Annotated in this window: 23 protein-coding genes; 12 read left to right on the top strand and 11 right to left on the bottom strand. The window is 65.1% G+C overall.

Features of this window, described 5'->3' with window-relative positions:
• Positions 1-177 precede the first annotated feature (177 nt).
• Genes QP552_RS19595 through QP552_RS19580 form a run of 4 tightly spaced genes read right to left on the bottom strand, consistent with a single transcriptional unit; the run spans position 178 to position 4,050 of the window.
• On the bottom strand, positions 178-1,692 hold the full coding sequence (locus tag QP552_RS19595; protein ID WP_286074432.1) for a PLP-dependent aminotransferase family protein: 1,515 nt from the start codon (positions 1,690-1,692) through the stop codon (positions 178-180).
• A gap of 9 nt (positions 1,693-1,701) precedes the next feature.
• Complete coding sequence (locus QP552_RS19590; protein WP_286074431.1) at positions 1,702-2,301, bottom strand: DUF6436 domain-containing protein; 600 nt, start codon at positions 2,299-2,301, stop codon at positions 1,702-1,704.
• Positions 2,301-2,579: a hypothetical protein gene (locus QP552_RS19585; protein WP_005414763.1), complete on the bottom strand. Its 279-nt coding sequence runs from the start codon at positions 2,577-2,579 to the stop codon at positions 2,301-2,303. The genes QP552_RS19590 and QP552_RS19585 overlap by 1 nt, the downstream gene beginning before the upstream one ends.
• Before the next feature lie 55 nt (positions 2,580-2,634).
• A complete protein-coding gene (locus tag QP552_RS19580) occupies positions 2,635-4,050 on the bottom strand; it encodes a PLP-dependent aminotransferase family protein (protein ID WP_111112159.1) in 1,416 nt (471 codons plus the stop codon).
• A 183-nt stretch (positions 4,051-4,233) separates the two neighbouring features.
• On the opposite strand from QP552_RS19580, the gene cyoA reads away from it, so the two are divergent.
• The 5 genes from cyoA to QP552_RS19555 all read left to right on the top strand — a co-directional run bounded on the left by cyoA (position 4,234) and on the right by QP552_RS19555 (position 8,902).
• The gene (cyoA, locus tag QP552_RS19575; RefSeq protein ID WP_010482114.1) at positions 4,234-5,139 is read left to right on the top strand and encodes a ubiquinol oxidase subunit II; all 906 of its coding nucleotides are present in this window, start codon (positions 4,234-4,236) and stop codon (positions 5,137-5,139) included.
• Positions 5,140-5,144: 5 nt separating this feature from the next.
• Positions 5,145-7,121, top strand: coding sequence for a cytochrome o ubiquinol oxidase subunit I (gene cyoB, locus QP552_RS19570; RefSeq protein ID WP_006474876.1), 1,977 nt, complete (start codon positions 5,145-5,147; stop codon positions 7,119-7,121).
• Positions 7,118-7,753, top strand: coding sequence for a cytochrome o ubiquinol oxidase subunit III (cyoC, locus tag QP552_RS19565; RefSeq protein WP_286074430.1), 636 nt, complete (start codon positions 7,118-7,120; stop codon positions 7,751-7,753). The genes cyoB and cyoC overlap by 4 nt, the downstream gene beginning before the upstream one ends.
• A gap of 1 nt (position 7,754) precedes the next feature.
• Entirely contained in the window at positions 7,755-8,087 is a 333-nt protein-coding gene (gene cyoD, locus QP552_RS19560) for a cytochrome o ubiquinol oxidase subunit IV (RefSeq protein WP_005411473.1), read from the top strand.
• Positions 8,088-8,203: 116 nt separating this feature from the next.
• Complete coding sequence (locus QP552_RS19555) at positions 8,204-8,902, top strand: SCO family protein (protein ID WP_286074428.1); 699 nt, start codon at positions 8,204-8,206, stop codon at positions 8,900-8,902.
• A gap of 221 nt (positions 8,903-9,123) precedes the next feature.
• Here QP552_RS19555 and QP552_RS19550 read toward each other — a convergent pair whose 3' ends face one another.
• On the bottom strand, positions 9,124-9,717 hold the full coding sequence (locus QP552_RS19550) for a DNA breaking-rejoining protein (protein ID WP_345782969.1): 594 nt from the start codon (positions 9,715-9,717) through the stop codon (positions 9,124-9,126).
• Positions 9,717-11,495, bottom strand: coding sequence for a S8 family serine peptidase (locus tag QP552_RS19545; protein ID WP_286074426.1), 1,779 nt, complete (start codon positions 11,493-11,495; stop codon positions 9,717-9,719). Before QP552_RS19545 ends, QP552_RS19550 begins: the two co-directional genes overlap by 1 nt.
• A 251-nt stretch (positions 11,496-11,746) precedes the next feature.
• Between QP552_RS19545 and QP552_RS19540 the strand changes: the two genes are divergently transcribed.
• The 3 genes from QP552_RS19540 to QP552_RS19530 all read left to right on the top strand — a co-directional run bounded on the left by QP552_RS19540 (position 11,747) and on the right by QP552_RS19530 (position 14,009).
• Positions 11,747-12,157: a hypothetical protein gene (locus QP552_RS19540; RefSeq protein WP_286074425.1), complete on the top strand. Its 411-nt coding sequence runs from the start codon at positions 11,747-11,749 to the stop codon at positions 12,155-12,157.
• A 108-nt stretch (positions 12,158-12,265) separates the two neighbouring features.
• Positions 12,266-12,706, top strand: coding sequence for a DUF2231 domain-containing protein (locus QP552_RS19535; protein WP_286074424.1), 441 nt, complete (start codon positions 12,266-12,268; stop codon positions 12,704-12,706).
• Positions 12,699-14,009, top strand: a complete 1,311-nt coding sequence (locus QP552_RS19530) for a sorbosone dehydrogenase family protein (RefSeq protein ID WP_286074423.1) — start codon at positions 12,699-12,701, stop codon at positions 14,007-14,009. Before QP552_RS19535 ends, QP552_RS19530 begins: the two co-directional genes overlap by 8 nt.
• A 232-nt stretch (positions 14,010-14,241) precedes the next feature.
• On the opposite strand, the gene QP552_RS19525 is transcribed toward QP552_RS19530, so the two are convergent.
• Positions 14,242-14,892 (bottom strand): exopolysaccharide biosynthesis protein, encoded by a 651-nt coding sequence (locus tag QP552_RS19525; protein WP_286074422.1) that lies wholly within the window; start codon positions 14,890-14,892, stop codon positions 14,242-14,244.
• A 149-nt stretch (positions 14,893-15,041) separates the two neighbouring features.
• On the opposite strand from QP552_RS19525, the gene yidA reads away from it, so the two are divergent.
• From yidA to QP552_RS19510, 3 genes are all read left to right on the top strand, one after another.
• Entirely contained in the window at positions 15,042-15,875 is an 834-nt protein-coding gene (yidA, locus tag QP552_RS19520) for a sugar-phosphatase (protein ID WP_286074420.1), read from the top strand.
• 581 nt (positions 15,876-16,456) lie between these two features.
• On the top strand, positions 16,457-18,775 hold the full coding sequence (locus QP552_RS19515; RefSeq protein ID WP_286074419.1) for a TonB-dependent receptor: 2,319 nt from the start codon (positions 16,457-16,459) through the stop codon (positions 18,773-18,775).
• Positions 18,776-18,875: 100 nt separating this feature from the next.
• On the top strand, positions 18,876-19,262 hold the full coding sequence (locus QP552_RS19510; RefSeq protein ID WP_345782968.1) for a hypothetical protein: 387 nt from the start codon (positions 18,876-18,878) through the stop codon (positions 19,260-19,262).
• A 105-nt stretch (positions 19,263-19,367) separates the two neighbouring features.
• On the opposite strand, the gene QP552_RS19505 is transcribed toward QP552_RS19510, so the two are convergent.
• Together QP552_RS19505 and QP552_RS19500 are read right to left on the bottom strand one after the other, a co-directional pair.
• On the bottom strand, positions 19,368-20,033 hold the full coding sequence (locus QP552_RS19505) for an Abi family protein (RefSeq protein ID WP_106550815.1): 666 nt from the start codon (positions 20,031-20,033) through the stop codon (positions 19,368-19,370).
• Positions 20,034-20,410: 377 nt separating this feature from the next.
• On the bottom strand, positions 20,411-21,910 hold the full coding sequence (locus QP552_RS19500; protein ID WP_286074418.1) for a YifB family Mg chelatase-like AAA ATPase: 1,500 nt from the start codon (positions 21,908-21,910) through the stop codon (positions 20,411-20,413).
• A 234-nt stretch (positions 21,911-22,144) separates the two neighbouring features.
• Between QP552_RS19500 and QP552_RS19495 the strand changes: the two genes are divergently transcribed.
• Positions 22,145-22,960 carry a hypothetical protein gene (locus QP552_RS19495; RefSeq protein ID WP_111113873.1) on the top strand — a complete coding sequence of 272 codons (816 nt, stop codon included), beginning with the start codon at positions 22,145-22,147 and terminating at the stop codon, positions 22,958-22,960.
• A gap of 156 nt (positions 22,961-23,116) precedes the next feature.
• On the opposite strand, the gene QP552_RS19490 is transcribed toward QP552_RS19495, so the two are convergent.
• Both QP552_RS19490 and QP552_RS19485 read right to left on the bottom strand, forming a co-directional pair.
• On the bottom strand, positions 23,117-23,593 hold the full coding sequence (locus QP552_RS19490; RefSeq protein WP_111113872.1) for a cold-shock protein: 477 nt from the start codon (positions 23,591-23,593) through the stop codon (positions 23,117-23,119).
• Between the two features lie 47 nt (positions 23,594-23,640).
• On the bottom strand, positions 23,641-23,997 hold the full coding sequence (locus QP552_RS19485; RefSeq protein WP_286074417.1) for a hypothetical protein: 357 nt from the start codon (positions 23,995-23,997) through the stop codon (positions 23,641-23,643).
• Between the last annotated feature and the right edge of the window lie 326 nt (positions 23,998-24,323).

Raw genomic sequence — 24,323 nt, 5'->3', positions numbered from 1 at the left:
AGGTGCCAACCTTGGTTGGCACGTTCCGACCGTGCCGGGGAATCTTCCGCCGGGCATGGCCCGGCGCTACCTAACCTCGGCCGGTCTGGTGGGTGCCAACCTTGGTTGGCACATTCCATCCGCGCATGGCGTGGATCTACCGGGGCGATCCCTGATTCCGCCGGGCATGGCCCGGCGCTACCGATCAATCGCCGGCAACGCATCAGACAACAGCAGCCTGTCGATCCGACGCAACGCGCTTTCCAGCTGCCTGCGGTCCGCTGCCAGCCCCAGCGACAGCCGCACGCCATTCGGGTGCGACACGCCTGGCGGGCAGAATGCCGATGACGGTGCGATCGCCAGCCCCTGCAGCTGAGCGATACGCACCAGGGTCGCATCGGTCCACGGCGCCGGTATCCGGCACCAGGCATGCAGGCCCTCGGCACGCTGCAGCAGCGACGGCGCCAGCAGGTACCGCGCCATCCGCATGCGCTCACGTGCCTCGCTGCGTACCTGCGCCAGCAGCGACTGTGCCGAGCCATCCAGCAGCAGCTGGCTGGCCAGCGCCGACACCAGCGGATGGCCCATCAACCGCGTTGCCCGCAGCGCGGCTGTCATCGCCTCGGCGTGTGCGGCGCCTGGGCAGTGCACGAAGGCAGTACGCAGGCCGGGGCTGATCACCTTCGACAGCGTTGCCACGTAGAACACATGGCGTGGCGCCAGTGTCGCCAGCGGTGTTGGCGCGTCCTCGGCAAGGTGCCAGTACGGATCATCCTCGATCGCCAGCAATCCTTCGCGTTCCAGCACCCGCGCCAGTGCCTCGCGCCGCTGCAGCGGCAGGGTCAGCGCGGTCGGGTTCTGGCAGGTGGGGTTGAGATAGACCAGCCGCGCGCCGCTGTCACGCACCTGCCTTGCCAGCGCTTCAGGGCACATGCCGTGTTCGTCGCTGTCCACCGGCAGCAGCCGACGTCTCAGCGCCGCTGCGGCCTGCAGCAGCCCCGGATAGACCAGCGCATCGCACAGGATCGTATCGCCATCGCGTCCCTGGCTGACCAGGATAGCGGCCAACGCCACCTGCGCGCCTTCGGTCAGCAGCAGGCAGTCGTCATCCACCGCGCCGAGCATCGGCTGCAGCCAGCGTGCCGCGGCATGGCGATCAGTGGGGTTGCCGCCACCCAGGTGATAGGTCATCAGGTTCGGTGCGTTGCTGCGCGCAAGCACGGCGGCGGCACCACGGCGCAGCGTCTCCGCCAGCGCGTCGGCATCAGGCACCGGCGGCACGTTCATGCTCAGGTCCACCACCTGGTCGAAGCCGGCCTTGGGCGGTGCGATGAAACTGCCCTGCGGTCCGCGCGCTTCGATCAGGCCACGCTTGCGTGCTTCATCGAAGGCGCGGGTGACCGTGGTCAGGTCAATGCCCAGTTGCTGCGCCAACGCACGCTGCGAGGGCAGGCGCTGGCCGGGGGCGAGGCCACCGCGACGCACCGTGCGTTCCAGTGAGTTGACGATGCGCAGGTAGATCGGCCCGCTGTGCGCGAGCACGTCCTGCACCCACTCGCGCGCTGCGACATCCGGTCGCGGCATGTACGGAGCATGTCGGGGCGTATCGTTGCTTCCAACGGCGGGAGCCTGTCCATAACCATCGGTCGGTTCGGACAGGTGACCGCCGTTGTTGTTTGCGGCGGTCGCGCCACCCAGAGCCAGTGATGTCATTGCGCGTCCTCAGCGCTTGGCCTGCCACGGGCAGTAGCAGCCCACGGCAAGCAGTCCTTTGGGGCGCACGGTTTCACCGCGCACCAGTCTGTCCAGCAGCGGTTCGACGAAGCTGTTGGCCGAGTTGCAGACCATGCCGATGCTGTACGGCCCGGCGTAGGCCAGATGGCCCTGCCGGTCCCAGATCGCCACCGCAGGGCTGGCCGGGATGTGCTCGATGCCGTCGATGGTCGGCAGGTTGATCACCTTGTTGCGCAGCGGCTCGGGCAGTTCGCCCTGCGTGCCAGGGCGGCGGATCGCGTAGAAGTCGATGCCGGCGCGGCGGTACATGCTGATCAGGTAGCTCAGGTGTGCACCGGTCTCCCGGTTGCAGACCGCACATGCCGGGTCCCAGAAATGCACCACGCGGATGCGGCCGGTATCACCGGCCAGATCGGCTGGCAGGCGCAGTTGCGAGTCGTCGAAGACGATGGCCTGTTCGGTGAACGTGGATTGCGCGCTGTAGCCGAAGTACTGCCACAGTGCAGCCGCCACGCCTGCCATGAACAGGCAGGCGAGGGCGATCATCGTCGGCAGCAGCAAGCGGCGGCACGGCGCGGCTGCGCCCATCAGGAGTCTTCCCGGCCGAACTTGTGCACGTACTGCTTGCGCATCTCGCGGCAGGAATCGGCCTGCGCGCGGCGCTGGATCTCGCTACGCGACGGATCCTCGCTGCGCTGCACGCACTGCTCGATGGCGTGGCGCTCGGCGGCCTGCACGTCCACGGTCTGCGGCTGCAGGCAGACCCAGGCCAGCGCGGCCAGCATCAGCACGACAAAGCCGCCGCAACCGGCCATCACCAGGTGGAACTTCAGTTTCTCGGCGCGCATCGATGCACGTCCCTTCATCCATACATTGCATACAAAATATCACCTTGTATGGATGTCGTGCCACGTGGATGACTCAGACAATGGCGCTGTGCCGGGCCTCGGGCGCTTCAGACAGGATCTCATTCAGCTTCGCCAGCGCCCCGGCCAGCGCGCCCTGGTCGACCGCGCCGCCCAGCGACAGGCGGATCGCGTTGCCCGGTGGCGGCTCCTCCACGCTGAAGGCGTCGGAGCTGGCGATGCCCAGCCCTTGCTCCTGCGCGGCCTGGATCAGCCGGTACTGGTCCAGCCGTGGCGGCAACGGCAGCCACACGTGCAGGCCGGCCGGATGGGCCTGGGCACGGGCGGGCAGATATCGGGCGGCAATGGCCTGGCGCTCGCGCAGTTCCTGCTGGAAGCGCTGCACCATGTCCTGGGCCTGGCCACTGCGGATCCACTGCGAGGCCACCGCCACCATCGACTGCGTCGGCATCAGGGCGATCGCGCGCAGGGCGTCCAGCACGGGTTCCATCGGTTCGCCGGCCGGCACCACCAGGTAGGCGGTGCGCAGGCCGGGCGCCAGGCACTTGGACAGGGTGGAGATGTAGTAGACAGGGCAGCCGGCGTCGCGATGCGCGGCCAGCGGCGGCGCGGCGTCCCCGGCCAGCAACCAGTAGGGATCGTCTTCGATAACGGTCAGATCGTGGCGCTTGGCGACATCCAGCAGGGCCTGCCGGCGCTGAGCCGACATCGTTGCCGTGGTGGGGTTCTGGATGGTCGGCACCAGGTACAGCAGGCGCGGGCGGCGCAGCTGGCAGGCTTCTTCCAGAGCCTCGGGCAGCATGCCTTCGGCGTCCATCGCCACCGGCACCACGCCCCGCTGCAGCACGCGCGCGGCGGCCAGCAGGCCTGGGTAGGTCAGCTGTTCGGCGGCGATCAGCTCGCCCGGCTGGGTGCGGGCCAGGATCAATGCGCACAGCGCGGTCTGCGCACCGGGGCAGATCACCACCTGGTCGGTGCCGATCGCACCCAGCATCGGTGCCAGCCACTGTACGGCGGCGGCGCGGTCCTCGCGGGTACCGGCGCCGACGTGGTAGCTCATCAGTTCGCCCTGGCCCAGCTGCTGGCCCACGTGCTGGAAGCCGGCCTCCATGCCCTGTGCGAACGGCGCGCTGCCCAGCAGCGGCGGGATGTTCATGCTCAGGTCGACCGAGGTGCTGCGGTTGCCGGCCGACAGCGCGATGAAGGTGCCGCCCGCGCCCTGCGCGTCGAGCAGGCCGGCCTGGCGCAGTTCGGCAAAGGCGCGGGTGACCGTGGTCAGGTCCACGCCCACTTGCTGGGCCAGGTCGCGTTGTGGCGGCAGGCGGTCGCCCGGGCGCAGCACGCCGTCATCCACTGCCTCGCGCACCTGCTGGGCAATCTGCAGGTACAGCGGGCCGGCGCCCTCGCGGAAGGGGCGGACCCAGGTGCGATTGGGGTGTTTCAGGCGGCGGCCGGCGGCAGGTGGCGTCATCGGTCAGATTTTTCCATACGTGCAGATGCACAAGTCCATACAATGCTGTATCTTGTATGGGCTTGATTGGAGTGGTTCGCCTGCTTGTAGGCGACCTCGTACCCACAGTGTAGCCGCTCCACGCCCGGGCGCTGCGCGCAGGCGAGCCGGTCAAGCGCGCTTCTTCAACAGGGTTGACCTCCAATGAATATCTGCTGGAACCGCATCCGCCTGGCGCTGGTCGCCCTGGCCTGCGTCGGCCTGTCGGGCTGTGACTGGGTGCTGCTGGATTCGAAGGGCATGGTCGGGCTCGCCCAGCGCGACCTGATCCTGATCTGCATCGGCCTGATGCTGATCGTGGTGATACCGGCCATCGTGCTGACCTTCGTGTTCGCGTGGCGCTACCGCGCCGGCAACACCAAAGCGAAATACACGCCGGACTGGTCGCACTCCACCAAGGTGGAGATCGTGGTCTGGGGCGTGCCGCTGATCATCATCGCGGTGCTGGCGGTGATCGTGTGGAAGTCCACCCACGAACTGGACCCCTACAAGCCGCTGGACGTGGCCGGTGAGCCGCTGCACGTGGACGTGATCGCCACCGACTGGAAGTGGGTGTTCGTGTACCCGGACCTGGGCATCGCCACGGTCAACCAGCTCAACTTCCCGGCCAACCGCCCGCTGGCATTCAACATCACCTCCAACTCGACGATGAATACCTTCTTCATCCCGCAGCTGGGTGGGCAGATCTACGCGATGGCCGGCATGCGCACGCAGCTGCACCTGATCGCCAACGAGCCGGGCCAGTTCCGCGGCATGTCCGGCAACTACAGCGGGCATGGCTTCTCGAACATGAAGTTCATCGCCACTGCCAGCAGCAACGAAGACTTCGAGCGCTGGGTGGCCGAGGTGCGCAGCGCGCCCGACGCGCTCAGCTTCACGCAGTTCAAGGCGCTGGCCGCGCCATCGAAGAACGCACCGGTGCAGCACTTCTCCAGTGTTGAACCGCTGCTGTTCAAGAAGGTCATCGACCAGTTCATCGGCGTCGGTGAGAACACCGCTGCTGCTACCCCGGCGGGCGCTGCCGGTGGTGCCCAGGTTTCCCAGGAGTAACGAACATGTTGGGTAAATTGACGTGGGAGGCCGTGCCGCTGCACGAGCCGATCGTCGTGGTCACATTGGCGGCCATGGTGCTGGGTGGCCTCGCGCTGCTTGGCGCAGTGACGTACTTCAAGCTGTGGGGCCCGCTGTGGCGCGACTGGTTCACCACCGTGGACCACAAGAAGATCGGCATCATGTACGTGGTGGTGGCGCTGGTCATGCTGGTGCGCGGCTTTGCCGACGCGCTGATGATGCGCGCACAGCTGGCCGCGGCCGGGCCGGGCAGTGACGGTTTCCTGCCGCCCGAGCACTACGACCAGATCTTCACCGCGCACGGCGTGATCATGATCTTCTTCGTGGCCACCCCCTTCGTGGTCGGCCTGATGAACATCATCGTGCCGCTGCAGATCGGTGCGCGCGACATGGCGTTCCCGTTCCTCAACGCCTTCAGCTTCTGGATCTTCGTGGTCGGCGCGGCGCTGATGATGATCTCGCTGGGCGTTGGCGAATTCGCCATGACCGGCTGGGTGGCCTATCCGCCGCTGTCGGGCATCGAGTTCAGTCCAGGCGTCGGCGTGGACTACTACATATGGGCGTTGCAGGCTTCGGGCATCGGCACCTTGCTGACCGGCGTCAACCTGTTCATCACCATCCTGCGCATGCGTGCGCCGGGCATGACCCTGATGAAGATGCCGGTGTTCACCTGGACCGTGCTGGTCACCAGCGTGATCATCATCGCCGCCTTCCCGATCCTGACCGTGGCGCTGGGCGCGCTCACCCTGGATCGCTACCTGGACTTCAACTTCTACACCAACACATTGGGTGGCAACCCGATGATGTACGTGAACCTGGTGTGGGCCTGGGGCCATCCGGAGGTGTACATCCTGGTGCTGCCGGCGTTCGGCATCTTCTCCGAAGTGACCGCCACGTTCGCGCGCAAGAAGCTGTTCGGCTACAAGTCGATGGTCGGCGCCACGCTGGCAATCGGCATCCTGTCGTTCATCGTCTGGCTGCACCACTTCTTTACCATGGGCTCCGGTGCCAGCGTCAATGCCTTCTTCGGCATCATGACGATGATCATCGCCATCCCCACCGGCGTGAAGATCTTCACCTGGCTGTTCACCATGTACGGCGGCCGTGTCGAGTTCAGCGTACCGATGCTGTGGACCATCGCCTTCCTGGTCACCTTCACCATCGGTGGCATGACCGGCGTGCTGCTGGCCATCCCGGGCGCGGACTTCCTGCTGCACAACAGCCTGTTCCTGGTCGCGCACTTCCATAACACCATCATCGGCGGCGCGCTGTTCGGCTACCTGGCCGGCTTCGCCTACTGGTTCCCGAAGGTGTTCGGCTTCACTCTCAACGAGCGCCTGGGCAAGTGGTCGTTCGCGTGCTGGGTGATCGGCTTCTACCTGGCCTTCATGCCGCTGTACATGCTGGGCTTCATGGGCATGACCCGCCGCATGAACCAGTACGACAACCCGGCATGGACGCCGTACCTGATCGCCGCCTTCATCGGTGCGCTGTTCGTGTTCGCGGGCATCATCCTGATGCTGGTGCAGATCTACGTGAGCGTGCGCGACCGCAAGCGCAACCTGGACCTGACCGGCGACCCGTGGAACGCACGCACGCTGGAATGGGCCACGCCGTCGCCGCCGCCGTTCTACAACTTCGCCGTGGTGCCCAAGGCCGATGAGCTGGACGCCTTCCACGAAGCGAAGAAGCGTGGCCTGCCGCCGCCGCCGAAGAAATACGCGCCGATCCACATGCCGAAGAACACCGGCGTGCCGCTGATCCTCAACATCTGGATCCTGGTGTTGTGCTTCGCCCTGGTCTGGCACATCTGGTGGATGGCTGCGGCCAGCTTCATCGCGATGATCGTGACCCTGATCGTGCGGTCCTACGACGAGGACGTGGACTACTACGTCAGTTCCGAAGAGGTGGCACGCACCGAAGCGGCCAACCTTGCCAAGCTGAAGGAGGTACGCGCATGAACCTGTTGACCCGCCCCGAGCTGGCCAGCGACACGCAGGCGCACGAGGACCACCACGAGCACGACCACGGCCACGAACAGGGCGGCATGAAGGTGTTCGGCATGTGGGTCTACCTCATGTCCGACCTGGTGCTGTTCGGTTCGCTGTTCGCCTCGTACGCGGTGCTCAGCACCGCCTACGCCGGCGGCCCCACCGGCAAGCACCTGTTCTCGCTGCCGTTCGTGATGGCCGAGACCTTCCTGCTGCTGGTCTCCAGCATCACCTACGGCCAGGCCGTGCTGGCGATGCATCGCCACGATGCATCGGCGGTGCTGCGCTGGCTGGGCGTGACCTTCGTGCTCGGCGCTTCGTTCATCGGCATGGAGATCTATGAGTTCTCGCACCTGATCCACGAAGGTGCCGGCCCGAGCACCAGTGCCTACCTGTCGGCGTTCTTCGCGCTGGTTGCCACCCACGGCCTGCACGTAGCCAGTGGCCTGATCTGGATGGCCGTGGTGATGCACCAGGTCTACAGCCGTGGCCTGACCCCGACCAACATCACCCGCGTGTCGTGCCTGAGCCTGTTCTGGCACTTCCTGGACCTGGTGTGGATCTGCGTCTTCACCTTCGTCTACCTGATCGGAGCCTTCTGACATGGCCCACGTCGAAACCTCGCGCGCCGGCAATGCGCACGGCTCCACCAAGTCCTACCTGATCGGCTTCGTGCTGTGCGCGCTGCTGACCGTGGTGCCGTTCGCGCTGGTGATGAACCCGGTGCTGTCGCGGCCACTCACGCTGTTCCTGCTGGTCGGCTTCGCGGTGGCGCAGATCCTGGTGCAGCTGGTCTATTTCCTGCACATGGACCGCAAGTCCGAAGGTGGCTGGAACCTGGCCAGCTTCGTGTTCACCCTGGTGATCCTGTTCATCATCGTCGCGCTGTCGGTGTGGATCATCTGGAGCATGCACTACCACATGATGATCAACTGACCGTGGCCGGGGTGATCGGCATGGAACGCACGATCACCCCGGCACCTCAGCCCTCTTTTCCCCCAAGGGCAGGCCTGACCGAGACCCCGCCCGCGCCTGCGTTGGTGGTACCCGTGATGCGTCTTGCCGTTGTTGCCCGTTCGTTGCTCTCTCCCCGTTTCCGCCTGCCGCTGCTGTCCGGCCTGGCTGTCGGCCTGCTGGCCGGCTGCAGTGCGCAGTCGCGCATGGACTTCTATTCCAAGGACATCGCCTGCGAAGAGCTCGGCCAGCACTGGTCGATGCCCGACAGCCACGGCACGGTGCGTGGCCCGAAGGACCTGCAGGGGCAGGTGACCTACCTGTTCTTCGGCTTCACCAGCTGCCCGGATGTGTGCCCGACCACGATGGTCGAGCTGAGCCAGGTGAAGCACCTGATGGGCAAGGATGCCGACCAGCTGCAGGTGGTGTTCGTCAGCGTCGACCCGGCGCGTGATACACCGGAGGTGGCGCGCACCTATGTGGAAGCCTTCGACCCCAAGGCGATCGCCCTGGTTGGCAACGAAGCACAGCTGGCCACGATGGCCAGTGACTTCAAGGCGTTCTACGAGAAAGAGCCCGGCCAGGTACCGGATACCTACACCATGAGCCACATCGCCGGTGGCTACGTGTTCGATCGCCAGGGCCGCCTGCGCCTGTTCGCGCCCTACGGCATGCCGGTGGACAAGCTGTTCTCCGACGTACAGCGCCTGCTGCTGGAGCCGGCACATCCGGCGGCAGGCAATGACGCGCTGGCCAGCTGCAGCCTCAAGCACAGCGACACGCTTGCCGCCCGCTGACGCTGGTGTGTGCCGACCACTGCTCCTGGTGGGTTGGCACGTCCGGATCTGCTGTTGGTAGGTGCCAACCTTGGTTGGCACAGCTGTAGAGCCGCCCAGGTAGGTGTCGACCCTGGTCGACACGCGATGCGTGAATCCGGTGGGTGCCAACCGTTGGTCGGCACATCCATCAATCCCCGGCCGGCCAGGAGAGCCAGCCGGCCGGGGCACCACTCAACGCCTTACTTGGTTTCTTCCCACTGCACCACGTCCGGCTCGGCCGCCTTGATGCCGGCGGTCGACAGCAGCTTGGTGGTGGCATCCAGCGCCGCGTTCACCGACGGGTACTCGACGATCGCGCGGCCGGCAGCCTTGGACACCTTCACAACGGTGCCGCCGGTAGCGGTGGCTGCACGCTGGGCCGAGGCCGCATCGGTGAAGAACACCTTCACCCGCGAGGTCGCCACTACCGGTGCGCCATCGTTGGAGACAGCGGCCGCAAACTTGCTGGCACCAGCATCCGCACGTGCGGCCACGCCAGTAGATGCATCCGTGGACCGCTTGCTGCGGGTGCCGACGGCTGCCGCGCTGGCATCAGCACCGGTCGTGATCCTGAACTGGCCGCCACTGGCCTGCTGCACGCTGGCCGACGGTGCCAGCTGGAAGCGGGAGCCGCCCACATTGAACGAACGGCCAGTGGCCTCCGCCTTCAACTGCTGCGCGTCTACCGTCGACAAGGTCTTCGCCGGTGGTGTCTGGCCCGAGCTCTGGGCCCAGGCGGTGGTGGTCATCGCCGCGAGGGCGAGGGTGCTCAACAGAATGGTTGTCTTCATCATCAGTGCCCCAGAACGCGGATCTTGAAGAATTCGAGGTTGCCACGCGATGCAGCATTCGCGGCCTGCCCCAGGTCGGTGACTTCCAGCGTCCAGGTGCCCGTGGCGTTCTCATCCAGGAAGGCATTGCTGGACAACAGGTCCCAGTTGGTGAAATTGCGCTGCACCCCACCGGTGCCCGAACCGATCCCGGTGAACGCCGGCTGCACCACGCTGCGCGTGCCACTGGGCGAGATCAGCACGAACTGCAGCTGGCGGGTGTTTCTGTGGTTCACCCGGAAGCCCAGCTGCACGCTCTCGATGTTGCGCGCACCATTGGCGACCTGGAAAGTCAGCCGCGCCGCAGCGGCCGAGGTATTGCCGATGGCCACGGTGCGCGTTGTGGTGCGCCAGCCGCTGTCGACCAGTGCACCCAGCGACTGGAAGTTCTCCGCGACCTGCACTGCACGCGCAGCGTTGACCACACCGAAGCCGTACCAGTTGCTGTAGGCGCGGCCGGCGGCATTCACTGTCCAGCCCGGCACCAGCACGCGTCCATCGGCCAGTGTCACGGCGGCGCGATTCGGATCGTTGCGGGTGGCGGTGGTGGCCAGGATGTACTTCACATCGCGGTAGGAAAGGTTCGGGTTGGTCTCAAGCACCAATGCCGCCACGCCCGAGACCATCGGCGTCGCCGCCGAGGTACCGTTCATCTTTCCGGTGTAGTTGCAGGTGCTGTCGATTGCCGACTGGTCGCCGTCCAATGTGTTGCGCAGGCTCGCGTTCTTGTTGCTGCCCTGCGCGCAGCCGGTGACATCGGTGGTGAGGATGGCTGGGTCGTAACGGATCGCCAGCTGTCCCGGCACGATCTGCCGCTGCCAGCCGTTCTCGCCGCCGAAGGCGGAAACCCACAGCGCCGAACCGGTGGATGAGTAGGACGAGCGCACGCCATCGGCGCGCACCGCACCCACGGTGATCACGTTGAACAGGTTGTTGCGTGGATCGCGGCCGGCCGGAACGCAACCGGTGTTGCGGTTCTTGGTGTCATTCGAGCAGGTTTCGTAACCATTGCCGAGGTTATCTTGCCAGTACCCGTTGTCGTGGTTGTTGCCAGCGGCTTTCACGTAGATGCCACCGCGCCCGCCACGTGTGCCGGACATGGCCTGCTCATAGGCAGTGATGTCGTTCTGGCTGTAGGCCAGGGGCAGGCTCGGGTTGCCCGGGCTGGAGCCCCAGCTGTTGTTGAAGACCTGCACGTCGGCGACCTCGGCGCCATCCCACCACGAGTACTCGATGTTGGAATTCGAATTGCCCTGGGCATTGGACGCCAGGAAGTTGAAGCCCTTGAGCGTGGCGGCCGAGGCTACGCCGCGCACGCCCAGGTTGTTGGCGCCCACCGCACCGGCGATGCCGCCGACCATGGTGCCGTGATTGTCGCGGTCGGGATTGGACGGTGAGGGGTTGTTGCTCTGGTTGGCGAAGTTCTTGCCCGCGACTGCCGCGACGTTGGCGGCAAGGTCCGGGTGGGCAATCTGCAGGCCGTCATCGACGATGGCGATGGTGACGCCCTGGCCACGGATGCCATTGCGGAACAGGCCATCCACGTTCAGATCGTTGCCGGCCACCGGCAGGGTATCGCCCAGTACGGCCTGCCCGGTGTTGAGCAGATGCCACTGGCGTCCGGCCAGCGGATCGGCCTGCTGGGCCTGGGCGGTGACGGCCAGGCTGCCCAGTACAAGGGCAGTGGCCAGGGCCAGGCGCGCGGAGCGCGGTGGCGCGGAGCGTTGCGTGTGTCGCTTCATACACGAATCCTTCTGTTGTGAATCGGCATGGCAGGACGGCGGGGCGGATCTGCCCCATCGCAACGAGCCAAACGCGACACAACGAACAACCCCCTACCTCTTCACACAAGCAATCTGCAGATGTGCCAATTGCGTCACAAACACTTAGTACGTCAAGTTATGACTGGGCACTCGAATGCCTTCACGCCGTCTTCGCGTGCTTGCTTCGGGATGCAGGAAACTTGGGTAATCACACGCAGGTGAAGACACACATGAAGAACAAACGCCAGCGTGGCCGTGCGCGCGCGGACCAGACCCCGCTCTCGGTTGCCACCATCCGCAAGGTGGTGCTGTCGATCTATCACCGTCGCCACGACTGTTGGACCGACGCGGATATCGCCGAGCTGCTGCCGGTGCTCGCCGCATTCAACATCACCACCATCAAAGAGCTGCGCCTGCTGATGAAGCGGCACCGGCGCGCGCTGCTGCAGGAGGAGAGAGTGAAGATGCGTAGGGCGCAGACACTGCACCTGCTGGCTGAGGATGGTCCCTGTGGCATCGATGTACACGCCAATACCAGCTACTACGCCATCGGCGGCCTGGTCCGTACCAGCATGGAACACCAATTCGGCTTCGAGACGATGCTGCCCTTCCACGAGGTGCGCGAGGGCGAATCGGCGTAGCGCGGCGCCTGTCCGGTGGGGGGACAGCCCAGCCGGGGCATCATCGCGCGACTTCACATGCGGCTGTGCTACTACAGCCCATGCACCCTTCCGCATCGGAGCAGGACGATGGTCAATCCCCTGGCCCAGGCCCACCGCGGCCTCGGCACCACGCTGTTCAGCCTGTTGAACCCGATACCCTTCGGCTTCTTCGTCGGCGCACTGATCTTCGACGCGATCTACCTCAACAGCGCCGAGGTGATGTGGGGCAAGGCTGCTGCCTGGCTGATCACCTTCGGCCTGCTGATCGCCGTCCTGCCGCGGCTGATCAACCTGTTCGCGGTCTGGCGCCGCAATGGCACCGCCACCCGCATCGACCGCATCGACTTCTTCCTCAACCTGGTCGCGGTGGTGCTGGCGATCTGGAACGCTTTCGTGCACAGCCGCGATGCGTACGCCGTTGCAGTGCCGGGCACGATCCTGTCGGCGCTGACCGTGGGCCTGATCGCCCTGGGCCTGGTCCTGCTGTCACTGCAGCCGCCGGTGCTGCAGGGAGGTCGTCATGGCTAAGCACATCCTGCCCACCATGGGCGCGCTGGCACTGGTCGTCACCCTGTCGGCCTGCGCGGGCAAGGCCGAATACCACCCCGCCGATCAGTCCGGTGCGAAGCCACCGCTGCCGGCACCGAAGAACTTCCTGATGCCGCCGATGCAGGTGCCGCGCGGCGTGGGCTGGGCCGACGGACAGTCACCCACGGTGGCCGAGGGCCTGAAAATCGAGCGCATCGCCGCCAACCTGCTGCATCCGCGGCGCCTGCTGACCCTGCCCAACGGCGATGTGCTGGTGGTGGAAGGCAATGGCCCTGGCGAAGAGCCGGTCACTACGCCCAAGCAGTGGATCGCCGGCAAGGTTAAGGCGCGTTCGGGCAAGGCCGGCAAGGGCGGCAACCGGGTCACCCTGCTGCGCCGCACGCCGGGAACGAACACCTGGACCCAGCACGTCTACATCGAGGGCCTGCATTCGCCGTTCGGCATCCAGTTGATCGGTGACACGTTGTACGTGGCCAACACCGGCAACATCCTGCAGTACCACTACGTGCCCGGCGAAACCCGCATGTCCGACAAGGGCCGCGAGTTCACCGACCTGCCCAGCACCATCAACCACCACTGGACCAAGGAACTGCTGGCCAGCCGCGATGGCACCAAGCTGTACGTGGGGGTGGGTTCCAACAGCAACATCACCGAGAACGGCCTGGCGGTCGAGTACCGCCGCGCGGTGGTGCTGGAAGTGGACGTGGCCACGCGTGGCAGCCGCATCTACGCGTCGGGCATCCGCAATCCCACCGGCCTGGACTGGGAGCCGAGCACCGGCAAGCTGTGGGCGGTGGCGAACGAGCGCGACGAGATCGGTGCCGATCTGGTGCCGGACTACCTGACCTCGGTGAAGGAAGATGGCTTCTATGGCTGGCCCTACAGTTACTACGGCCAGCACGTGGACGAGCGCGTGCAGCCGCAGCGGCCCGATCTGGTGGCCAAGGCGATCGTGCCGGACTACGCCATCGGCTCGCACGTGGCACCGCTGGGGCTGCTGTTCTACACCGGCCAGGCGCTGCCTCCGGAGTACCACGGCGGTGCCTTCATCGGCGAACACGGCAGCTGGGATCGTTCGCCGCTGAGCGGCTATGAAGTGGTCTACGTAGCGTTCAAGGACGGCAAGCCGACCGGACGGCCGCAGACCGTGGTCAGCGGCTTCGCCTCGAAGGACGAGAAGACCCTGATGGGCGCGCCGGTGGGCATGGCGATGGACGCCGAAGGTGCACTGCTGGTGGCCGACGACGTGGGCGACGTGGTGTGGCGGGTATCGGCGAAGTAGCTGTCTAGCGTTGAGCCGTGACCGAAGGACAACCGGTAGAGTCGACTGTCAGTCGACTCGCGCGCGTAGCGCGTGCTTCCGGGTGAGCAGCGAAGAGCCGCAGGACAACCGGTAGAGTCGACTGTCAGTCGACTCACGCGCGCAGCGCGTGCTTCCCGGTGAGCAGCGGAGAGCAGTCGACTAACAGTCGACTCTACCAGTCGACTCTACCCTGTCGGCCCAACCGCCGGGTTCAGCGTGTGCGGAACCCGCTGAACACCGACTCGGCGGCAAACCCGACGCCACCCAGCAGCACGCCGAAATACACCATCGTGGCCACCACGAAGGCGTAACCGGCCGCCACCGCTGCGCCATCGCGCTGGATGAAACCGATCGCAAAGGACATCAGCGCCAGTGCGGGCAGCGTGTTGCTGAAGGGAATCGGCCCGGCCGGCGCCATCAGCAGCAGGGTGGCCACGACCAGCGCCAGGTTGTTCAGGCGCATCATCTTCTTCGAACGCACCATCACCGCCAGCCGCATCGGCTGCGACAGCCGCTCCATGCGGTGCACCCACTTCAGTGCACGGCCAAGGTTGGCCTTCAGCTTGTCGGTGGCGATCTCGCGGCGCGCCAGTTTCTGCGGCACCCACAGCGGGCGGTTGCGTACCCGGCTCAGGCCGATCAGCAGGATCGAGGCGCCGAACACGGTGCTCAGCCCGGGAATCGATACGGGAATGATGAAGATGGCCGAGAGCAGGATCACGATCAGCAGCAGGCCTTCATCGCCCAGCGCGCTGAGCAGGGTACCGACGCTGACCTGTTCGCCGGGCAGCTCGTCGATCATCTGCTCGATCTGCTTGGCCAGGGGGGCGCTGTCGTTGGTTTCGGGGGCACGGTAGGTCATGCGTCGCAAGGTTCTCCAGGGAAGGGCGGTCAGTGGGCCGTCCTGCGGTGGGGGACGCACAGGCTCCTGAAGTATCCCGGCCAGCGTGGGCAAAGAGGTGAACCGGGCATGAGGGGGTAAACTGGCGTGCCCCGCACGAGTTGAACGCAATGGACATGGGCCGCAGGCAATCGACCATCGAACTGGTCGCCATCGACATGGATGGCACCCTGCTGGACCCAGCCCATCGGCTCACCGCCCGGGCCAAACAGGCGATCGCCCAGGCGCGCGCGCTGGGCGTGCACATCGTGCTGACCAGTGGCCGCCCGGTTCCGGGCCTGGCACCGTTCCTGCACGAGCTGGGCATCACCGGCGACGACGACTACTGCATCGCCTGCAACGGCGGCCTGGTGCAGCGCATCGGCACCCGTGAAACCGTGGTCGAGTATCCGCTCAGCTTCGCCGACTTCCTGTTCTGCGAGCAGGTGGCGCGCGAACTGGGTATTCATTTCCAGGCGCTGGACAGCCAGCGCATCTACACACCGAACCAGGACATCAGTTACTACACCGTGGCCGACTCGCATCTTTCGCGGATGCCGCTGTCGTATCGCCGCGTGGCCGACATGGATCGGTCGATGTCCTTCATCAAGCTGATGATGATCGACGAGCCCGAGGTGCTGGACGCCGCCATCGCGCGCCTGCCCAGCGCGCTGACCGAGCGCTTCGCGGTGCTGAAGAGTGCACCGTTCTTCCTGGAAGTGTTCGACCGCCGTGCTGGCAAGGGCCCGAGCCTGCAGAAGCTGGCCGAGCACCTGGGCATCGACCGCGCCAACGTGATGGCCATCGGCGACCAGGAGAACGATCTGACCATGCTGCAGTACGCCGGCACCAGCGTAGCAATGGACAATGCCATCGATGCGGTGAAGGCGGTGGCGCGATTTGAAACCACCAGCAACGCCGATGAAGGCGTGGCGCGCGCGATTGAGCGCTTCGTTCTGCAGTAACCCCGGGTCTCCATGCTCTGGTAGGTGCCAACCTTGGTTGGCACACGCAGACCGTAAGCGCCGACCAAGGTCGGCCTCTACCATGCTTCGCAGGCCCCGGTAGGTGCCAACCTTGGTTGGCACACGCAGACCGTAAGCGCCGACCAAGGTCGGCCTCTACCATGCTTCGCAGGCCCCGGTAGGTGCCAACCTTGGTTGGCACACGCAGACCGTAAGCGCCGACCAAGGTCGGCCTCTACCATGCCTCGCAGACCCCGGTAGGTGCCAACCTTGGTTGGCACACGCAAACGTCAAGCGCCGACCAGGATCTATACCTGCGTATAGCCCATACATCCCCATCGCCATCGGCGCTGTACCACGGCGCGATGGCGAATGCGGCAAACCGATGCAAGACTTTCGCACGTCGAAATCACGCCATCGAATCCCACGGCAGATGATCGTCCTCGTCTGCCACTGACCGGCGCGCACCGCGCGGTCATCCCCTCAACGCAATCGCATCGCCAGCCAGGGCGCCCACACCGGCGCTGCATCGCGCTGGGCGTGCGCCTGCGCCGCTCTCCCCCTGCACCCTGGATCTGCTCATGAACACCCCGCCCACGACGCGCCTCGCCCTGGCGATCCTCGCCGCCATTGCCGCCCCTGCGTATGCCTCCGACTCGGCCGAGACCACACACGACACGCCCACCACACTCAACGCCCTGCAGGTGATCGCCACGCCGCGCGGCGCCGCCGTTGCACCGACCCAGGTGGTTGGCCCGAACCGCTACATCATCAAGGCCGAAGACCTCGACGCAATGGTCACCGGCAACAACGGCCTGGCCATGCTCAAGCAGGTGCCGGGTGCCAGCTACACCGCCACCGACGGGCTGGGCCTGGATATCTCGGCCACCAGCCTGTTCGTGCGTGGCTTCCGCATGAACGAAATGGGCATCACCTTCGAGGGCGTGCCGCTTAACGACAACGGCTTCCTCTCGCTCACCGGCACCAGCGTGGTGAATGTCGGTGTGCCCGACGGCATCGGCGCGATCACGGTCAGCCCCGGTGCTGCACCGGTCAGCTTGTTCTCCAGCAGCGTCAACGGTGGCAGCCTGGAATACCGTCTGCGCGACCTGCAGGACACGCCCGGCCTGCGCGTGAAGCAGGGCGTGGGCAGCAACAGCACGCTGGTCACCACTGTGTCCGGCCAGAGCGGCCAGCTTGGCGAGCACGGCCCGAGAGTACTGGTCGACCTGCAGCGTGTATCGGCCGACAAGTACCAGGGCGAAGGCACGCAGAACTTCCTGCGCGGCGACCTGAAGCTGCAGCAGGACGTGGCCTGGGGCGACTTCACCGTGTTCCTGTCCGACAGCAAGGCCAAGGTGTGGGGCTACAACAACATCTCCTTCGACATGATCCGCAAGCTGGGCTGGAAGGCCGACATCTTCTATCCGGACTACGCCTGGGCCTGGTACGTGGCTTCGCCGGAGAACGCGGACAAGTCCTGCGGCGCCTACACCTGCGGTGAGCTGTCCGAACTGATTCCGTACGACACCGGCCAGATCACCCGCGACCGCGTGTCCTCGATCAATCATCGCTTCCAGATCACACCGGCGCTGAGCGGCAACGTGCAGCTGTACAACGCCAACAGCCACACGCAGGCCACGCTGACCGACCCGACCGTGCCATCGCCCAACGGTGCGCCGTTCTCCGAACAGGTGCAGACGCCACGCCTCAACCGCCTGGGGGGCATGGTCAACCTGCAGTTCGAGACCGGCGCGCACACCTTCACTGCCGGTTTCTGGCAGGAGAAGAGCAAGGCTGCGGCCAAGACCGAGTGGTACCAGCAGCCACTGCTGGGCGAGGGCCCGCCGCTGAAGGCCACCGGTCCATTCGATGTGTATGGTCCCGCGTTCAAGACCGACAACGCGTCGAGCTGGGTTACCCGCTCGCGCCAGTTCTACCTGCAGGACGACATCGTGCTGAACGACACGCTGAAGCTGGGCGTCGGCTTCAAAGCCGTGGATTTCCGTACCAGTGGTGGCGGCCTTGGCGATGCCGAGGATCGTCCGGTGAACGGCACGCTGCGCGCCAAGAGCAACTTCCTGCCGCACGTCTCGCTGTTCTGGAGCCCCACCGAATCCACCGACGTCTTCATCGACCTGGCCAACACCATGAACGGCTACCGCGTGGCCCAGCGCGGCAACATCGGCTACACCGCCTCGGCGTGGACCATCACCGATCAGGAAGAGTTCGACCGCGTGGCCGGCACGCTGCGCCCGGAGAAGAACTGGAACCTGACCTTGGGCGCATCGCATCGCTTCGACCGGCTGACGATCACCGGCGACGTGTTCTACAACGACATCCGTAACCGCCTGCTGTCGGCCGCCATCGGCACCCAGTTCGCGCAGATCAACACCGTGCGGCTGATGCCGAAGATGCATGTGATCGGTGCTGACCTCGGCATCACCGCCGACCTGACCGACCATCTGCAGTTCTACCAGGGCGTGGCCGTGGCCCGTTCGTACTACGACAGCGATTTCGTGGTGGGCGACACGGTGTACCCGATCAAGGGCAATGCCCAGCCGGGCTACCCACAGATCTCGCTGGTAAGCGACCTGTCCGCCCACTTTGGCGACTGGCGCTTTGGTGCCACCAGCACCTCCTACCTGCGCCAGCCCTTCACCTACGAGAACGACATCCGCGTGCCCACGTTCTGGCAGGTCAATACCTATGCGGCGTATCGGTTCGGTGCGGACAGTGCCGTGCCCGGGCTGGAGCTGAGGCTGGATGTGAGCAACCTGTTCAACCGCCACAACATCGGCACCGCCACCATCGCCGGCTCGTCGTTCTCGGGGGATTACCAGACCCTGCAGCGCAGCGCGCCCCGGCAGTTGATGTTCAGCACGTCGCTAACCTTCTAGGTAGATCCACGCCATGCGTGGATAGTTGACCCAAACCCGCCAAGAAACCCGCCTTGGGCAATCAACAGGGGTTTTCTGGCAGCGACGCAAGGTTCCCACAATGTTGCTGGGTCATCCTGTACGCATGGCTCAGTACAACCCGCGATCACCGTTGTTCGACATCCGGGGCCCAGGATGGCCCCGGCAGGCGCCGTCCGTGACGCCTGTGATCGACCTGCAGGCCGAGTACCAGTTCTGGCACGTATACGAGCGCGTGGTCCGTCCGTTGCCCGGTGGGGGGCTGCGACTGGCCTGGCTGGTGTGCCAGAAGGTGTACCGGGACCGGTGGCAGCACCCGGACGACAGCGACGAGGCGGCGTTGTCGCGGGTGCTGTTTGGCGGGAACATGACGGCTGACCGGGCGTCGGAGCTGGCGGAGCTGCACGCGCTGGTCAGCCGTCGGGTGGCGTTGCTGGCCAGGCGTGGGCGGATGGGGACAGCGGCGTAATGCCGCCCTTGGTGGGGTCGACTGTCAGTCGACCGCTGTAGACGTTGGTAGAGTCGACTGTCAGTCGACTGCTCTTCGCGCACGGCTGTAGGAGAGCACGCGCAGTCAGCGTCCATCCGACCCGGGCGCATAGGCCAGTGTGATGCCTTCCTTCGGGTATGCCTGCGGAAATCGGTTGTTCTCACGACACCATGTCGCGGCCGGTGGCGACAGCCACTCGATCAGCGTCAGAATCTCATCGTGGTGCCTGTGCAGATTCCAGCCGAGGATCGGTTCGTGATGGGCGATGCGGTTGCGCAACACGCGTATGCGAGTCAGCGGTCCCGAAAAGCTCTTCCTCTTCAGTCCCTTGGGCGCACTGGGGTCCGCAATCCGATGAAGGATCTGCTGCCAAAGAGCCTCGTAGTCCTTATTGAACATTGTTGTCCAGAAACTAAAAGTGAGACTGGCGACTACACCGCCTGCTGTCACCGCCTTTCCCGCTCTGACCAATTCGTTGACGGCTTTGGCGACCTGCTCGAGTTGGTGAGCAACCTTCAGGGCGCCAGCGCCTCGGCCGTACCACGCCTCGCCCTTTGCCTGGGTGAGAACGGTGTGGATGCGGTTTCGCAGTGCCACTTCCAAGGTCTGTAGCGGTGCGTAGAGGCTTTCAGACACGTGGGTATTGCATCCATACAGGGCGATGGCCCGGCTGCGGTCGCCGCCCGCCCAATCCAGGTAGCGGCCAAAGCGCTCCAGGGAAAGGGCTTCTTCGAATCTGTCATGGCTCATCGCTGCCTGGACGCCTCCACTGATGCCGATTGCAATGCGCTGCCCCTGTGGGTTACGGTGGTCATGTACACCCCGGTACCGTCTCTGTCCCTCTGGGCACGCGGCCGGGGTATTTTTTCGCGTGATGACCACAGCTCCATGGCGAATCTCTCAATCAGGTTCATAGGTTCCCTCGATCCAACTGCCGGTAGCCAATTGCCTCCGCCATATGCGCGGTCTGGACCGTTTCGCAAATCGCACCATCCGCAGCCATGGCCCGCTGTTGGTAGAGTCGACTGTCAGTCGACTGCTCTACTCATCCGCTCCGCAGAAAACCGCGCTTCGCGCGCGAGTCGACTAACAGTCGACTCTACCAACGCCCTCTCCAACCGGTGCTTCTAAGGCTTTCCCCGGTCCAGCTGCCGATAGCCAATCGCTTCAGCCAGATGCGCCGTCTGGATCACCTCGCAACCCGCCAGATCGGCAATCGTGCGCGCCACCCGCAGAATGCGGTGCATGGCGCGTGCGGATAGCTGCAGTCGCTCGATGGCCTGCTCCAACAAGTCTTGATCGGCCTCGCTCAGCTTGGTGCAGGCACGCAGCGCTGCCGGCGGCAGATGCGCATTGAGCCCTCCACGCGCCTGTTGTCGGGCATGGGCGGCCTCCACCCGCTCACGCACCGGTGCGCTGGGCTCACCGAGCGGCGTGCTCTCCCGCAGCTCAATCGCGTCCATTCGCGTTACGCCGATATGCAGATCGATGCGGTCCAGCAGCGGGCCGGACACACGTGCGCGGTAGCGGTTGATGCGCTCATCACTGCACAGGCAGCGGTTGCTGCGGTCACCGGCCCAGCCGCACGGGCAGGGATTCATGGCCGCCACCAACTGGAAGCGCGCGGGATACTGCACACTGCGCGCCGCGCGGGCGATGCGGATGTGGCCGGATTCCAGCGGCTCACGCAGGGTTTCCAGCGCGCTGCGGTTCCACTCTGGAAGCTCGTCGAGGAACAGGACACCGTGATGGGCCAGCGAGATCTCACCGGGGCAGGGCGGGTTGCCGCCACCGACCAGCGCCGCCGCACTGGCACTGTGGTGCGGTGCCCGGAAGGGACGCTGCCGCCATCGTCCTGGGTTCAATCCTTCGCCACTGACCGAAGCAATCGCGGCCAGCTGCAATGCTTCTGCCTCCTCGGTATCCGGCAACAGGCTGGGTAGCCGCGAGGCCAACAGCGTCTTGCCGCAGCCAGGGCTACCGATCAGCAATAGATGATGCCCACCCGCAGCGGCGACCTCCAACGCGCGCCGCGCATGCGCCTGCCCGCGCACGTCGGCCAGATCCGGCAGTGGCAACGGCGTTGTGTCCACACGCTCTACTGGCGGCAGCAGGCGTGGGTTCCCCAACCCAGCGCAGCACTCCAGCAACGTACGCGCTACACGCACATCGGCGTGCTCGGCCAACGCAGCCTCTGCGGCATTCCCCGGCGGCACCACCAGAATGCGCCCAGCCTCGGCGGCGGCAATTGCGGCGGGCAGTGCACCCGCCACTGGCCGCAGCTCACCGGTCAGGCCAAGCTCGCCCAGGAATTCGTACTGCAGCAGCGATTGCGGATCGACCTGGCCGCTGGCCGCCAGAATGCCCAATGCGATGGCCAGGTCGTAACGCCCGCCCTCCTTGGGCAGGTCGGCGGGCGCGAGATTCAACGTGATGCGCCGCTGCGGGAAGTCGAAGCGCGCGCAGAGCAGGGCGGCCCGTACACGCTCGCGCGATTCGCGCACACTGGTTTCGGCCAAGCCCACGATCTGAGTGACAGGCAGGCCGCCAGAGAGATGCACTTCCACCCGCACCAGCGGGGCATCAACCCCGGCGCGGGCGCGGCTGTGGACCAGCGCCAGGCTCATGTGTGGTTTCCTGCAGAGGGACGTTTGATGGTGCGACAGGCGTTCTGCGGGGCACCATCGGAAATTGCCGGTGAAACGGCTAGGATTTCGGCCAGACAATCAACGGCGCGCTTCACCAGAAGAACGCCGTTACCCCTGGTTGCTCAAACTTCAATTGCTACAGGTGTACGAGCTCGATCCTGTCACTTATCCATCCTCCCTCTGAGCAACTAGGCCTCCAAGGTAAATTTCCTCATGAAGGTAAAGTATCGTTTTACCTTTGGCTGGACAGCCGGGCGAGCGCTAGAGCTCGAGCAGTTCGGCGCCACTGTTGATCCCCCGTCTGATTTCAATGGCGATTGCATCATTGGTGTCGTTCATTCGGTAGAAGGGGCTCCGGAATGGGCAGGTATTTCTTCGCTGATCAGGGGATGGGGCGGCTCTTCCCTTGTGACGACGGAGTTCTCTGTCGCTGAGATTGCCGCTGCTGATTACTGTGAGCTGCTGGTTACTCATGCAAATGGGTATCCTCAGCCAGAGGATGACTTTGGCTTCCTGGCGCAGAGTTATGATACTTCCAGGTACTGTGATGAGTGCGGAGCCGGGGCTGCACAAATTGCGCCTTTCCGTGTTCGGAAGTCATTGAAGTGGGGGCGTAATGCCTTCCTGAAACTGTTCTGGGTTGAAGATGCGATCTTCATGCATAGGGATGTCTGGCAAGCACACCTTGCTCCGCTCCGCATTGAAACGTGGCCGGTTGAGGATACGAAGGGGCATGTTCTTGATCACATCGTGCAGCTGCGTGCTGACACGAGCGTGGCATTGCGGATGGAGGAGAATGTGGGAGTTCGCTGTCCGAAATGCGGACAGGTTCGCTACATGGGCCCAGAGAGAGCATTCCTCCCGGCGCCAGTGGAGGCTCCAGACCTTCCCATCTTCCGAAGCGAGCAGTTCCTTGGAGCAGGTCACCAGTCCTCCAATGCCATTCTCATCAGGCGGGATGTGGTCGCGGCGATTCTGTCCGCGAAGCTGAGGGGAGCCAAGCTATGGCCTTGTGCTACGCCAGAATAGGCTATGGGCATTGTGAAGCGCCTCGGAGTTCCCCCAGGCTCCAACACTTGAGAGGATCAAGTGCTGGGAGCGCCGATGAAGTACTTCCCGCAGGCGCGGAGCGAGCGGTATGCATGCGACGGTCCTCAGGTTCTGAGTAGCGCGGCGATCTGTAATTCAATTCCCAAACAGACACCTCTGCTTATCCGGCATCGAGCCATCGAAGCGCTTCAACCGCGCCTCAATCCATGATGGCCCCGCACTGTCCACCAGCACCCGTCCCTCACTCTGCTGGACGAACAGCCAACGCTCGAAGCTGATACGCAGACGCTCGATATCCGGCGCCCGCTGCAGGGCATCGGCAGGCATGCGGATCAGCACGCGCGAGGGCGCGTTCTCCACGTCCAGCACCAGGACGCCCTTGCAGCGGATCTCGAAGGACGTCACCCCGGTATAGCGCGTGTGCAGTTCAAAGCCTTCCTGGGCCTTCGCGGTCACGAAGCCGAGCGCATCACTGTGCAGCAGGCGGTAATCGGCCGGTTGCAGCTTCTGGTAGGCCCACACCTGATCGCCCGCAGGCTCGGGCCATCCCACCCACACCGCCCCCATGATCGAGGCACACACCATCGCAGCGGCAAGGCCATGCTTCTTCATTCGTCACCCCGCACAAAAAGCAGAACGTCACGCCCACGAGCGCGTCCTCAGTCCTGTGGCCGAACCCGCTCGTGGATGAAAGCGGTAAGTGCCAGGTCGGCCATCACCAACCCCTCCATCACCCGGTCGCCCACGTACTGCTCTGGATCGCCGTTCTGGCGCGTGCGTTCTGCGGCCAGCAGGATCTCCTGCACGATGCGCTGCCCGGTGAGGGCGCAGTCGGCGTCGGATAACTGCATCTGCCGGCTGCGCAGGTGATGTCGCTCGGGCCAGGGCTGGCCGTCAGCCGCAGCGCCCGCGCCGATGGCGTGCAGGATGGCGATGAGGCTGTTGGGGTCCAGGGCCGGAGCGGCCGAGGGCGCTTCCAGGATGGGGCGCGGGGGCGGGGAGTGCGGCGTGGTCATGGCTGGCTCCGTGCAAGCAGGCGGAAGCCGCCACCGATAAAGGTGGCGGACGGGGCGTGGCTCGAAAACCGGATGTTGGGAACCGGCGGGTACAAGACCCCCACGCTCCGCCCGCCATAGCCGGCAGACGGATTGCCAGCCGGCACCACGCGCGGTGGTGCCGGCTGGCAAGCGCAAACTACTTCCCAACAAAACGGGCTTTCGAGTCCCGACCACCGATGCACGGTGGCGCAGTAACGATTACCGGCTGTTGTTCGGAATGCCAACGGGTAGGGGGCAATGCCGCCAAAACCCGAGACGCTTTCGGCATTGTCGCATAGCGCCGA

The organism is Stenotrophomonas sp. 59 (assembly GCF_030291095.1).
Lineage (GTDB): Bacteria > Pseudomonadota > Gammaproteobacteria > Xanthomonadales > Xanthomonadaceae > Stenotrophomonas > Stenotrophomonas maltophilia_Q.
The sequence above is the reverse complement of the archived record's forward strand: the minus strand, read 5'-3'. Positions and strand labels throughout refer to the sequence as shown.